7 protein-coding genes are annotated in these 13,504 nt (G+C 72.5%); 4 read left to right on the top strand and 3 right to left on the bottom strand.

The annotated features are described in order from the left end of the window. Window positions 1-53: 53 nt before the first annotated feature. Window positions 54-3,533: a sigma-70 family RNA polymerase sigma factor gene (locus ACQKM2_RS09545; RefSeq protein ID WP_427708065.1), complete on the bottom strand. Its 3,480-nt coding sequence runs from the start codon at window positions 3,531-3,533 to the stop codon at window positions 54-56. A 183-nt stretch (window positions 3,534-3,716) separates the two neighbouring features. Here ACQKM2_RS09545 and ACQKM2_RS09550 point away from each other — a divergent pair, with 183 nt between their 5' ends. The 4 genes from ACQKM2_RS09550 to ACQKM2_RS09565 all read left to right on the top strand — a co-directional run bounded on the left by ACQKM2_RS09550 (window position 3,717) and on the right by ACQKM2_RS09565 (window position 10,395). After that, window positions 3,717-5,072 (top strand): hypothetical protein, encoded by a 1,356-nt coding sequence (locus ACQKM2_RS09550; RefSeq protein WP_427708067.1) that lies wholly within the window; start codon window positions 3,717-3,719, stop codon window positions 5,070-5,072. A gap of 85 nt (window positions 5,073-5,157) precedes the next feature. Then, on the top strand, window positions 5,158-7,002 hold the full coding sequence (locus tag ACQKM2_RS09555; protein WP_427708068.1) for a DUF4357 domain-containing protein: 1,845 nt from the start codon (window positions 5,158-5,160) through the stop codon (window positions 7,000-7,002). After that, a complete protein-coding gene (locus ACQKM2_RS09560) occupies window positions 6,999-8,213 on the top strand; it encodes an McrC family protein (protein ID WP_427708070.1) in 1,215 nt (404 codons plus the stop codon). The genes ACQKM2_RS09555 and ACQKM2_RS09560 overlap by 4 nt, the downstream gene beginning before the upstream one ends. A 40-nt stretch (window positions 8,214-8,253) precedes the next feature. Continuing rightward, window positions 8,254-10,395 carry a UvrD-helicase domain-containing protein gene (locus ACQKM2_RS09565; RefSeq protein ID WP_427708072.1) on the top strand — a complete coding sequence of 714 codons (2,142 nt, stop codon included), beginning with the start codon at window positions 8,254-8,256 and terminating at the stop codon, window positions 10,393-10,395. A 4-nt stretch (window positions 10,396-10,399) separates the two neighbouring features. Here the strand turns inward: ACQKM2_RS09565 and ACQKM2_RS09570 are convergent, their stop codons facing one another. Together ACQKM2_RS09570 and ACQKM2_RS09575 are read right to left on the bottom strand one after the other, a co-directional pair. Beyond that, on the bottom strand, window positions 10,400-12,064 hold the full coding sequence (locus tag ACQKM2_RS09570) for an N-6 DNA methylase (RefSeq protein ID WP_427708074.1): 1,665 nt from the start codon (window positions 12,062-12,064) through the stop codon (window positions 10,400-10,402). A gap of 104 nt (window positions 12,065-12,168) precedes the next feature. Next, window positions 12,169-13,500, bottom strand: a complete 1,332-nt coding sequence (locus ACQKM2_RS09575; protein WP_427708076.1) for a class I SAM-dependent RNA methyltransferase — start codon at window positions 13,498-13,500, stop codon at window positions 12,169-12,171. Window positions 13,501-13,504: the final 4 nt, after the last annotated feature.

The following is a 13,504-nucleotide window of genomic DNA, read 5'->3' on the forward strand; positions in this document are numbered from 1 at the left end:
CTCGGGGAAGTGCGGGTTGTCTGTCGGTACCGGACGGAATGCGCGGGTGACTGTCAGCCACGGCGCCACAGGCCGCGCAGCGGCCTGCGTTCGGGGCCGGGGCCCGTGCCGGTGCCGGAGCCGGAGCCGGAGCCGGAGCCGGGGCCGGGGCCGGGGGCGGAGCCGGAGCCGGTGCCGGAGCCGGAGCCGGGGGCGGGGCCGGGGCCGGAGCTGGTGCCGGAGCCGGGGCCGGACGCGGGTCCGGGTCCCGTTCCAGGTCCGGGCCCGGACGCCGGCCCGGGCCCGGACGCAGGCCCGGTGCCGGGTCCGGGCTCGGTGAGGGCAGCCACCTGTGCCTGGAGTTCCGCGATGCGCACCCAGGCGTCGTGCTCCGCCTGGGCCACCCGCGCAGCCGCCGCGTCCTCCGCCTCGGCCACGCGCTGAGCGGCCCACCTCTCGACGGCTTCCACCCGGGCGGTCGCGTGCGCGTCGGCGTCCTGGAGCGCGCGCTCCCGCTGCGCGAGCGCCCACTCGGCCGACCGCAGGCGCTCGGTGAGCGCGGACACGCGTCCCTCGTGGTCCTGGACCGAACGCCGCAGCAGCTCCTCGGTCTCGGCCGCGTGCCGGCGGGCGGCCGCGAGCTCGCCGCGGACGCCTGCCGCGGACTCGGCGGCCTGCCGGTGCGCCTGTGCGACCTCCTCCTCCGCCTGCGTCCTCAGCCAGGCCATGCGTTCCCCGGCCGCGCGGTGCAGCGCAGCCGCTTGGCGCCGCAGGGACAGATCGACGCGGCCGAGCATGCCGGACTCCAGCTCGTCGAGCTGCCGCTCGGTGTCCGCGAGGGCGCTCCGGGTACGGTGCCGCTCCCGTTCGAGCGCGTCCACGTGCTCCTCCCGCAGCCGCTCCTCGGAGGCAGCCGCTTCCGCCAGCAGTTCCGCGACGCGTACCTCATGCTCGGCACGCAACGCCTCCAGGGCACCCTGCCCGTCCGCCTCGGCCACCTCCACGCACTTCACCCCAGCCCCCGGCTCGGCCACTTCCACGCGCTGCACCCCGAACTCCGGCTCGGCCACGCCCACGGACTGCACCCCGAACTCCGGCTCGGCCGCCTCCACGCGCCGCACCCCAGCCTCCGCCTCGGCCACGCCCACGGGCTGCGCCCCAGCCTCCGCCTCGGCCACCTCCACGCACTGCACCCCGAACTCCGGCTCGACCCCGTCCCCGTCCCCGGCGACGTCCCCGGCCCCCGATTCCACCCGGAACGCGCACTCGGCCCGAGCGGCGGGCTCCCCGGCGACGGCCGGCACGACGGGTACCGCGATCGCGGCTCCGGCCGAGGTGAACTCCTCCAGGGCATCCCGGAACGCGAGCCTCGACTCACTGCGTACGAGGGGGCGGCCCGCCAGGTAGGTCCGCGGCGAGGCACCGTTCAGCGTTTCGAAGACGCGGTCGAGGAAGTCCTCCGGACGCCGCCCGGTGTCCTTGAGGACGCCGAAGAGGCGATGCAGCAGCTGAAGGGCCATGACGACGGAACGGTCGAGCGTGCCCCGCCGCTCGACCACGCCCATGACGTCCTCGGCGGCGGCCGGCCCGAGGAGCACGGCCAGTTCCGCGTCGCCGAGGGCGACCAGCGCGTACTCGGCGAGCCAGGCCACTCCGCCGGCGAACACGACGGGCGCCGCCAACGCCGCTTCCCAGTCCGCCCGGTACCGCGCCGACACCACCACCGCCTCCTCCACTCCCACCCCTACTGCCACCTGCAAACCCTGCCCGGCCTCGGCCTCCGACTCCGGCTCGGGCTCCGACCCCGACTCGGGCTCGGGCTCGGGCTCGGGCTCGGGCTCGGGCTCGGGCTGCGGCTCGGGCTCCGGCTGCGGCTCGGACGCAAGCGCCGACTCCGGCTCAGACCCCGGCACCGGCACCGGCACCGGCTCCGCAGCCGCCGGCAGGGCCTCGGCGGGCGGCAGCGGGGCCGGCTCGGGCACGTCATGCTCCGGCGCCGGCCGGGACGGCACGGGCGCCCGCCGCCCCCGCGCCGCCAGGGCGGCAGCCCTACGGCGCCGGAGGGACTCCCGCGACGGAGCCCTGCGCCTACGCGGCTCCGGGTCCGGCGGCTCGACGTGCCCCGGGCCGAACCCGTCGGCCAGCAGCGCCTCGCGAAGGGCCTTGAACGCCTTCACCTCCACCTGGCGGACCCGCTCCCGGGTGACGCCGAACTCCTTCCCCAGCTCGTCCAGGGTCGACTTCTCCCCGCCGTCCAGACCCGTACGGCGCAGCAGGATCCGCGCCTCCCGTTCCCCGAAACGCGCGACCAGGGAGAGCAGGTGCTCGTGCACGATCGCTTCCACGGCCCGGTGTTCCGCCGACGGCAGCGGCCGCTCCAGCGCGACCACCTCCCCCAGGTGCGTCCCGTCCCCGATCTCCCGGTCCAGGGAGTCCGTGCGCCGGCTGACCTTGCGGACCTCCTCGACCCGCGCCACGCTCAGGTCGCACGCCACCGCGACATCGGCGGCACTCCACGGGCGCCCTTCCATCTGGAGCCTGCGCTCCGCCGCGGCGACCTTCCGTACCAGCTCGTGGAAGTGGACCGGGATGCGGATGACCGCTCCCTCGTCGGCGACGGCCCGGCTGATCGACTGCCGGATCCACCACGTCGCGTACGTGGAGAACTTGTAGCCCTTGGCGGGGTCGAACTTGACCGCCGCCCTGATCAGTCCGAAGACCCCGTGCTGGAACAGGTCTTCGTGTTCGAGGCCCTGCCCTCCGTGCTTCAGGGCGATTCCGTGCACGAGGCCCTGGTTGTGCAGGACGAGGCAGTTGCGCGCCCGGATCCGGAGATCGCCGGCGGGCAGCGCGGCCATCTCGGCGGCGTCCGGCTCGACCGCGATGCGGTCGGGGCCGCCCCGTACGAGTACGGCGAGGCCCACCTCCTCCTCGGCCGTCAGCCTGCGCTTCTCGGGCCGCCGGGTGAAGCGGCCCTCGTCCAGCACCGCATGCGCCGCCCGGACCGCACGGCCGAGGTCTCCGATGGGCCGGGGCCCCGCACCCTGCTGCGGGCGCCGGTCCGGATCGAAGTCCTCCCACTCCCCGAACTCGGGCTCATCCTGGGATGGTTGCGCGCCCGCCGACGCCTCCGCACGAAGGGGCGCCGTCCTCCGGAGCTCGCTCGTCTCCGCCGGCGTCAGCCCGGCGAGCCCGGCCACCCCCTCCACGGCGTCGGCGCCCACGAGCCCCTGCCCGTCCGCGTACCGGAGCAGCAGGGCCCGAACCGGGGCCAGCCGTCCGGAAATTGACGGATGTACAACCTTTCGCGGGCCGAGCCAGTCCTGACTCGCGTGCTCCGCTTCCTGCCCGATCCGCAGCCCCAGGCGCGTCAGTTCGCCCGCCAGGCGCTCCTGCTCCGCCTGCGCCAGCCCGAGACCCCCGACGCACCGGCGGAAGTCCTCGGCGGAGACCACGCCCTCCACGGCCGCCCGGCCGAGCTCGGCGTACAGCTCCCGGAGGGCGTTCCGGAGTTCGGTCGCGCCCCGATCACCCCGAGGTTCCCCACCACTCACGGCTACCCCTCCTCAACCGTTCATGAGCACGACCTTAAGTCAACGTGTTGACATCGTCAACACGTTGAATGCTGCAATCACACAGCAGGCGTGTGTACGTTGTGCCGTGACGGCTGGTACGAAAGAGGCAGAAGTTCCCCCAGCGCATGCAACTCCTTCTGGCCAATCGGCCGAAGAACGCCTTTGATCACGGAATCGGGGGCGATCTACGCTTCCTTCCGGCGGTCTAGCCTGCACCGCCCGGCGGCACAAGCCCCCAGGAGCGTGTTCACTTGGCCTTCCCCCCCTGGCGACCTGGTCGCCGCCTTCGGCAACTTCCTGCACCACCAAAGCCTTGAGAGCACCTTCCTTGAGCGCCATCCGGAGTTGGCCGACCGGGTCGAGTTCAACTCCGCCGGGCCCCTCTTCCTGAAGGTCGGCCTGTCGGCAGGTCGCTCCGTCGCGCTCGCCCGCCTGAACTACAAACACCAGGTCGCCTGGACCATCGTCGATCCACACCTGCACAGTGATCCGTCCGTGTGGGCCCTGAACACACCCGTCGAGGTGCTCGTCGACGCCCTGTACGCCCGTGCGGCGGCCCACCTCTTCGACACGCCGGTGCCGTCGCCGTTGCGCTGGGACGAGGGGGAACCCTCGGAGATGACCCAGCTGGCCGATCTCCTCGACGCACGCGGGGTGCGCGTGCGTCGGGTCGTCGAGGGCAACCGGTGGTTCGCCCGGGGTTCGCGCAGTGACCCGGAGCTCGTCTTGGTCCCCGAGTCCGCGGGGGCGTACGTGGACGCCGAACTCGCCGACGCCTTCGTCCGGATCTCGGTCAAGCCCGCCCTCGGCTGGATGGTCGATGCGTACATCCGCGACTGGGGCGCCTGGGGACGGGTGGACCTCGCCCGCAGTCTGGGGAAACAGTCGGCGGCCGCACCGGGTGTCCCCCGCGCAACCGTGTCCGTCGACGAACTCGCGGATGTGATCGGGAAGGGGCCCGCTCACTGGGGCACCAGCTTCCCCTGGGAGCCCGTCAGGCGTACCGCCAGCCGTGGGCGCGTTCCGTCGATGCGACAGGACTCCCTCTTCCCCGTCGAGGAACCTGAACCCGACGCCCCGGCACTCTTCGAGGATGACTCCACGCCTGATCCGGCCACCTCGGTAACGGCGCCCGGCAGGGGAATCCCGCGGGCTGTCGTCGACCAGCTGAACATGCTCGGCTTCGACGCCGTATCCACAGGTGACTTCGCGGCCCCGATCCATTCCAGTGGATTCGACGTCCAGATCCGGGACGGCGGCACCAAGGATCTCTCGCTGTCCGAGGTGGAACGGCTCAACGGGCTGGCTGCGGCAGCCGGCGAGGTCGTCCCCAAGCGGCTGATCCTGGTGACCGGTGCCGGCATCAGCCGGCCGGCCGCGGCGTTCGCGGACAAGGCCAAGGCCTTCGTCTTCCACATCGACCGCTCGACGGCACGGCTGACTCCTCTGACCGCCCGTACGCGCCAGGTCGTGCTCCCTGACGCCGCACCCCGCGACCACGATCTCGACCCTTGGTGACGGGGGCCGGTCGCACTGTCGGTGGCTCCGGCTAGCCTGCCGGCAGGTGATCCGCCCACTCGTTCATGAGGAAAGGAAGGCCCCGATGGCTACGGACCCGTACCCGGAGTTCCGCCTGCGGTTGCCGAACGGCGGGCCTGAGGCGCGCGGGCGGCAGACCGACGAGATGGGGACGAACGGTAGCCGCCGGTTCGTCGTCGGGCCGGGTCAGCCCGTTCGCCCGGAGGCCGTTCCGTCTTTCGCCAAGCAGGTGGCCTCCGCCCACCGGTTGCGCGAACAGCTCATCGGCGAAGGGCGGATCAAGCAGTCTCAGGCATGGCCCGGCTGGCTGGAGACGACCGACACGATCACCTTCAACTCCCCCTCCGAGGCCGGCTCCGTCCTCACCGGCAGCAGTTGCAACGGCTGGCTGAGCTGGAAGACGGAGGACGGCCGACCCCTCGGCGATTTCATGCCGGGGGCTTCCTGGGGCCCGAACCGCGCGTGGCTGGTCCGCGGCTCCAACGTCACGGGCCTCGACCTCGTGCAGCGCATGTGGCTGCTCGAAGGGCGGGTGACCCTGGCGGCCTCCCGGCTGCGGCAGGGGGTGGAGACGGGTATCAGCAAGGAGCAGGTCCGCACCCTCGTCCAGGAGGACTACGAGTCCACGGCGACCTACAGCCAGAAGCAGGACCTGGTGGAGGAGCTGCACGCGTTCCTGTCCCGGATGAAGCCGGGCGACACCGTGTGCACCATCTCCGGGGGGCGGCTGTACGTCGGGGAGATCTCCGGCGAGGTGGAGCAGACGGAGTCCGAGGACCACCGTTCCAACCTGCGCCGCCCGGTGGCCTGGCAGGACGAGGGCTACGCGTACGACGAGCTGCCCGAGGAGCTCCAGCAGCGGCTGTCCATCCAGCACGACGTCGTGGAGCTGACCACCGTCCAAGCCGTGATCGACGGACTCGGCCTCACGGACGAGGAGCTGGCCGACGAGGCCGGGGCGATGGAGCGGGATCCGAGCGTGGAGATCCCGGCCCTCGCCGCCCGACGGGAGTTGGAGCTGCCCGAGCCGACCGACGAGCTGGCCGACGAGTTGCTGGTCCACGAGACGGAGTGGCTGCGCGAGGTCCGGGACCTGCTGTGGGACGACCGGCAGCTCGTCCTGTACGGTCCGCCCGGCACGGGAAAGACCTATCTGGCGCTGAAGCTGGCCGAGTTCCTGGGCGGCGGCCCGGAGCAGGTGAAGCTGGTCCAGTTCCACCCGTCCTACGCGTACGAGGACTTCTTCGAGGGCTTCCGCCCGCAGGAGGACCCCGAAACCCGGGAGGTCGCCTTCCGGCTCACCGCCGGGCCGCTGCGCGAGCTGGCCGACCTGGCCTCCCGGGAGGGCAACCGGCACCTGCCGCACTTCCTGATCATCGACGAGATCAACCGGGCGAACCTGGCCAAGGTCTTCGGCGAGCTGTACTTCCTCCTGGAATACCGGAACAAGTCGGTCCGACTGACCTACTCCGGCGACGACTTCGCGCTGCCCCCCAACCTGTTCGTCATCGGCACCATGAACACCGCGGACCGCTCGATCGCGCTGGTGGACGCGGCCATGCGGCGCCGGTTCGCGTTCGTTGAGCTGTCGCCGCGCACCGAGCCCACCAGCGGGCTACTGCGGCGATGGCTCGAGTCCCAGGAACGTGACGCCGAGCCGGCCGAGCTGCTGGACGCGCTCAACGCCCGTATTGACGACCCGGACTTCCGGATCGGGCCGTCGTACCTGATGAAGAAGGGCGTGTACCGGGAGGGCGGGCTGGAGCGCACCTGGCGGACGAAGATCCTTCCGCTGCTGGAGGAGCACCACTACGGCGAGGGCGTCGACATCGAGAAGCGGTACGGGCTCGCCGCGCTGCGGCGCTCGCTCCCCAAGCCGCCGGAGCCCGATCCGGTGTCGCCCGCGTGACCCCGGTCATCGAGCTCGTCGAGCACGCCCAGGCCACCGGGCACGTCCTGCCGGACGCGGTCGGCCGGGCGCTGGCCGCAGCCCGCATCGTGGACGCCTCCCCCGACCCACACACGCCGGGCCTCTGGCTGCTGCGGGCCGGCAGCAAGGTCGGCGCGGTGTCCGTCGACGTACCGGGCGGCGGGAACGGGCCTGTCACCGTCCGCATCACGCCCAAGGTCCCCGTCGCGCGGCTGTTCTTCCTGCTCGGCTACAGCCTCGACCCGAAGGGCCACTGGCGGGACGGTCAGGTCGACGTGGGTGAGCACCGCGAGGTGCTGCCCGCGCTCGCGCACGCCGTGGAGCGGCAGATCGACCGGTCCCTGCGCCAAGGGCTGCTCCAGGGGTACCGGGCGACCGAGGAGAGCGCGCTCGTGGTGCGCGGGCGGATCCGCGAGGCGGACCAGATACGGCGCCGCTTCGGGGCGACGCTGCCCGTCGAGGTGGCGTACGACGAGTTCACCACCGACATCGCGGAGAACCGCGTCCTGCGGGCGGCCGTCGAGCAGCTGCTGCGCCTGCCGGGTGTGCCGCGCGAGGTACGCCGCCGACTCCTGCACCAGCGGTCCCGGTTCAACGGCACCACCCCGCTGGTACCCGGCCGGCCGCTGCCGTCCTGGCGCCCGTCCCGGCTCAACGCCCGCTACCAGCCGGCCCTGCACCTCGCCCGGGCCGTGCTCTGCGGGTCCTCGCCGGAGCACGCGCCCGGCGGCCTGCGCATCGACGGTTTCCTGTTCGACATGAACAAGCTCTTCGAGGACTTCGTGACGGTCGCCCTGCGTGAGGCGCTGCGCGGCTCGGATCTCACCGGCTCCCTCCAGGACCCGCACCACCTCGACGAGGACGACGCGATCCGCATGAAGCCGGACTTCGTGCTGTACGGGCCGGAGGGGACAGCGCGCGCGGTCGCCGACGCCAAGTACAAGGCCGAGAAAAGGGACGGATACCCGGACGCCGACCTGTACCAGATGCTCGCCTACTGCACCGCGCTCGGACTCCCCGAAGGGCATCTCGTCTACGCGAAGGGCAATGCCCCGCACGCCGCCCACCGGGTCCGGCACGCGGGCATCGTACTCCACCAGCACGCTCTGGACCTGGACCGGGAACCGGCCGCGCTCCTGGCCGATATTGCCGCCCTGTCCCTACGGATGGGCGCTGACCCGCCCTTATGATCAGCGCCGGAGTGCCGTTCCAGGGTGGGGAGTTCACGTCGTGCCGCAGCTCGCGTTCGCCAACAGCTTCTGGCAGAGCTACGACGTCCTGGAGAGGCCGGTCAAAGCGGGCGTGCGCAAGGCGATGGAGAAGTTCCAGAAGCTGACGGTGGCCGAGCTCTACGCGGACAAGGGGCTGCACCTGGAGTCCGTGGACAAGGCGCGCGACCCCCGGATGCGGACGATCCGCGTCAACGACTTCTGGCGGGGCGTGGTCCTCTCCCCGGACGACGGCAGCGACGTCTTCCTCCTGGTCAACGTGGTGCCGCACGACGACGCGTACACCTGGGCGGCCAAGCGGCTGTACACGACGAACAAGGCGACCCGGGCGCTGGAGGTCCGCGACGTCGTCGCGATCGAGCAGCTCACGCCGACCATGGAGAAGGCCGCCGCCCAGGCCCCCGCCCTCCTCTTCGGCCGGTACTCCGACACCGTCCTGCGCGACCTCGGCGTCGACGACCAGGTCCTGCGCGCGGTGCGCACCGTCATCGACAAGCCGCAGCTGGAAGCGTTCGGGACCCTGCTGCCCGAGGACCAGTTCGAGGCCCTCCAGTACCTCGCGGAGGGGTTCACCCCCGAGGAGGTCTACCGGGACGTCGTCGCGGTCCGGCGGCCGGCCGGCGCCGCACCCGGCCCGGACCCGAGCCTGGCCGCGGCGATCGCCAACACCACGAGCCGCATCACGCTGGTGACCGGCGCGGACGAGCTGACGGAGATCCTGAGCAAGCCGTTCGCCGCCTGGCGGGTGTTCCTGCACCCCTCACAGCGCCGGGTCGCCTACCGGACCTCGTACGGCGGACCGGTGCAGGTGACGGGCGGGCCGGGCACCGGCAAGACCGTCGTGGCGCTGCACCGCGTCAAACACCTGCTGTCGCTCGCTCCCGATACCCGGATCCTGCTCACCACGTACACGAACGCGCTGGCCCAGGCCTTGCGGGAGAGCCTGTCGCTGCTGCTCGACGGGGACGAGGGACTGCTGGACCGGGTGGACGTGACCACCGTGAACGCCTTCGCCCACCGGACCGTGGCGGAGGGCGGCACCCGGGTGCCGTCCCCCCTCGGCGACCGGGAGGAGCGGCAGGTCTGGCAGCGGGTGCTGAAGAAGCTGCAGCTCCCCTGGTCGGAGCAGTTCCTCGCGCAGGAGTACCGGCACGTGGTCCTGGCCCAGGACATCCGAGACCTCGACACCTACCGGACCGCCCTGCGCCGGGGCAGGGGGAACGCCCTGTCCACCGCACGGCGGGAGCAGCTGTGGCCCGCCGTCGAGCTCTTCGAGTCGATCCTGGCCGGCCAGGGCTCCACCACCCACCTCCAGGTGTGCGCGCGGGCCGCCCGGCTGCTCGCCGGGGCGGCACCGGCCTACGACCACGTCGTCGTCGACGAGGCCCAGGACCTCCACCCGGCCCAGTGGCGGGTGCTGCGCGGCGCGGTCGCTCCCGGCAGCGACGACCTGTTCATCACCGGGGACCCGCACCAGCGGATCTACGACACGAAGGTGTCACTCGGCTCCCTGGGGATCTCGGTGACCGGGCGCACGACCCGCCTGCGTCTCAACTACCGCAGTACGGAGGAGATCCTGACCTGGTCGACCGGCGTGCTGGCCCCGGTGACGGTCGACGACCTGGGCGGCGCGGGCTCGGACAGCCTGGCCGGCTACCGCTCCGTCCTGCACGGGCGCCGGCCCGGCGTGGAGGGGCACGGTTCCGAGCCGGCCGAGGTCGCGGCGCTGGTGGACCGGGTACGGGAGTGGATCGCGCAGGGCGTGAAGCCGTCCGAGATAGGCGTCTGCGCCCGCTTCAACCTCCTCCTCGACAAGGTGTACGAGCGACTGGCGGCGGAAGGGATCCCGGTGGTCCGGGTACGGAACAACCCGGGCCCGGCGGAGGACGGGGTGCGCCTGGCGACCATGCACGCGATGAAGGGCCTGGAGTTCCGCTGCGTGGCCGTCCTCGGGGTGACGTCGGGCAGCCTGCCGTTCGGACGCGAGGTCACGCCCGCCTCCGTCGACGCCCTCCAGCACGAATCGGACCTGCTGCGGGAGCGCTGCCTGCTGTTCGTCGCCTGCACCCGCGCCCGGGAGGCACTGCACGTCTCCTGGTCGGGCCTGCCAAGCGGCTTCCTCCCTCAAACGGCCGCTAGCTGATCCCTCAGCCGTCCACGTCCCCGGAGGGCGCGAGCGCGCCGTTGCCCAGCCCGTCCCGGGCCAACTCCACCGCCTGCCGGCCGAGGTCCGCGACCTCCCGCACCTGGTTCTCGAACTCCTGGACGGCGTTGAAGGCCCGCCCGTACCTGCGCTGCGCGTCGATGTCCATCTTCGGAACCCTGCCGCCGCGGCCGTCGAACCGGTAGGTGCCGGTGGCACTGGTCGACCGCCGGGTGTTCGCCGCACTGTGCAGGAAACCGCGCAGATAATCAGTATCCAGCTGCTCACTCACCGAGGCGGGCTCGCCGTCCCCGAACTCGACGAGACCGGCCCGCGCGAGTTCGGAGACGCTCACGGTCGAAGCCTCCAGGCTTCCCGACCCGGCGCCTTCGGCGAGGGCCGGGAGGAGCTCGGCGAGCCGGTCGAGCTGCCCCTCCAGCCGGGCCCGCAGGGCGGTGTACTCGGCGAGGTGGTCACGGTGGGAGGCGAGGACATGCCTCCCGGGCGTCAGGTCGACGACGTCGTCCAGCAATTCCACGAGAGGGACGTCGGCCACCTGGTGCGGGGCGGGATCCAGCGGCCCGTCCGGCTCGTTCGCGGTCAGGTCCACCAGCCGCACGGCGGTCGCGGCGTCGCGTACGTCCCGGGGCCGGGTCAACTGCCACACGTGCACGGGCAGCGCGTGCGAGGCCGCGGCCCCGGCTGGCAGGGCGACGACCTGCGTGAGCACGCCCCGGCGCACGATCTCCGCCCGGATCCGGCGGCCGGCTTTCCGGTACGCGACGGAGGCGGGCATGACCACGAGGACCCGCCCGCCCGGAGCGGTACGGGCGTACGCGTGCTGCAGCCAGGCCAGCTCCCCCTCCGCCTTCGGCGGCGTGCCGAACTCCCACCGCTCATCGAGCAGCAGGGCCTCGCGGCCCCATTCGGTGACGCCGACGGGCGGATCGCACACCACCAGATCGGCACGCACACCGGACCACTGGTCACCAGAGAGCGAGTCCCCCTCCACGACGGCCACGTCTTCCAGCCCCCCGAACCCGGCACGCAGCTGCGCCAGCCGCGCACTGTTCGGCTCCCGCTCCTGCCCGAAACGTTTCAGCCCATGGCGGGGCCCCACGGACAAAAGAAGGGAACCAATGCCACAGGCGGGATCCAGCACGGTGGCCCCCTCGGCAAGGGGCGGAGCCAGATGACACAGCGCGCGGACGATCCGCTGGGAGGTGACCCGGTCGGACCCGGACCGCCCGACGGCCAGCCCGATCCGCTCGGCCAACGCCTCGACGACCTCCCCGGCGCCCCCGCCCCGTGCAAGCCCCTCGGCAAGCCGGCCGGCATCGGCGGGCAGGTTCGGCGCAGCCTCGCCCCCGGCCAGCCACCGCGCGACATCGGCGACCCCGGCGACGGCGTCCTCCCCGTAGCCGGCCCGCACCGCCTGCCAGAGCCTCACCTCATCGGAAACGCCCTGCCCCTTGTGCTGGCGCTCCAGCCACTGCCGCACCTCGCCGAAGGCGAAGAGCGGACTGTTCACACCGCCACCCGCGGGAGCGGGAAAGTCCTCGTACCGCCGCCGCCAATTGGAAACAGCCGCCCGCGTCACACCAGCGAGGCGGGCGATCTCAGACCCGGAAACCAGCTGCTCCGGCGACCCAGCGTCCACGTCAGCCATGGCGGCAGCGTACACGAGCGACGCCACAGCCCTCTCGCCTGACATGTTGACAACGTACACACGCGGACAGGTCGCACGTACCGCCCCCGCGCGGGCTCGCCGGGTCAGGCGTCGTCCCGCACCGGCTCCAGGATCGCCACGCACTCCACGTGGTGGGTCATCGGGAAGAGGTCGAAGACGCGGAGCGTGCGGACGCGGTAGCCCGCGTCCTTGAAGTAGCCCAGGTCGCGGGCCAGGGCCGCCGGGTCGCAGGCGACGTAGGCGATGCGGCGGGCCGAGAGGCTCGCGATGTGGCGGACCGTCTGCTTGCCCGCGCCCGCGCGGGGCGGGTCCAGGACGACCAGGTCGCACTCGGTGATGCCGGTGCGCGGGAGGGCGGTGTCGACCTTGCCCTGTTCGATGCGGACCCGGGGGAAGTCCGCCAGGTTGTGGCGGGCGTCCTCCACCGCGCGCTTGCCCGACTCGATGCCGAGGACCGCGCCGGTCTCGCCGAGGCGCTCCGCGAGGGCGCCCGCGAAGATGCCGACGCCGCAGTAGAGGTCGAGGGCCATCTCGCCCTTGCGCGGCATCAGGCCCTGCATGACGGCCTTGATCAGGGTGTCGGCGGCCTGCGGGTGGACCTGCCAGAAGCCGCCCATGCCGACGCGGTACGTACGGCCGTCCGCGCGCTCGCGGACGAAGGGGCGGCCGTGGACGCGGTGCACCCCGCCGTCCTTCTCCTCGACGCGGAGGACGGAGACCGGCTTGTCGAGCTCCACCAGCGGGAGGCGGCCGCCCGGGCGGGGGGTGAGGACGACCTGGCGGTCGCTCGAGCCCGTCGCGGCGATGGCCTCGACGGTCGCCATCTGGGGCCAGTCCTGCTTCTCGATGCCGAGTTCGGAGACCCCGGGCGCCGCGATCATGCAGTGGTCGACGGGCTCGATGTCGTGCGAGCGGTGCTTGCGCAGGCCCGCCCGGCCCGTCTCGTCGATCGCGTACTGGACGCGGGTGCGCCACTGCGGGACCTGTCCGGCCGGGAGCTTGTCGCCCTCGGCCGGCATGACGGTGCCGTCCCAGCCGGCCTCCTCCGGGGTGAGCCCGGCGAGCCGCTTCAGCTGCTCGGCGACGACTTCGCCCTTGAGGCGGCGCTGGGCGCCCGGCTTGGCGTGCTGCCAGTCGCAGCCGCCGCACTTGCCGGGGCCGGCGTACGGGCAGGGGGCCTCGACGCGGTCCTTGGAGGCGGTCAGGACGGTGATGGCGTCGGCGCGCAGGAAGCGGGAGTCCGACTCGCCCTCGGTGACCTTTGCGATGACCTTCTCGCCCGGCAGCGCGTGGCGGACGAACAGGACGCGGCCGTCCGAGGTGCGGGCGATGCAGTGGCCGCCGTGCGCTACGGGACCGACCTCGACCTCGTACTCCTCCCCGACCAGTGACTGCTTCTCGTTCTGCTCGGTCATGGTG

The sequence above is a fragment of the Streptomyces sp. NPDC004126 genome (genome assembly GCF_050275515.1).
GTDB lineage: Bacteria > Actinomycetota > Actinomycetes > Streptomycetales > Streptomycetaceae > Streptomyces.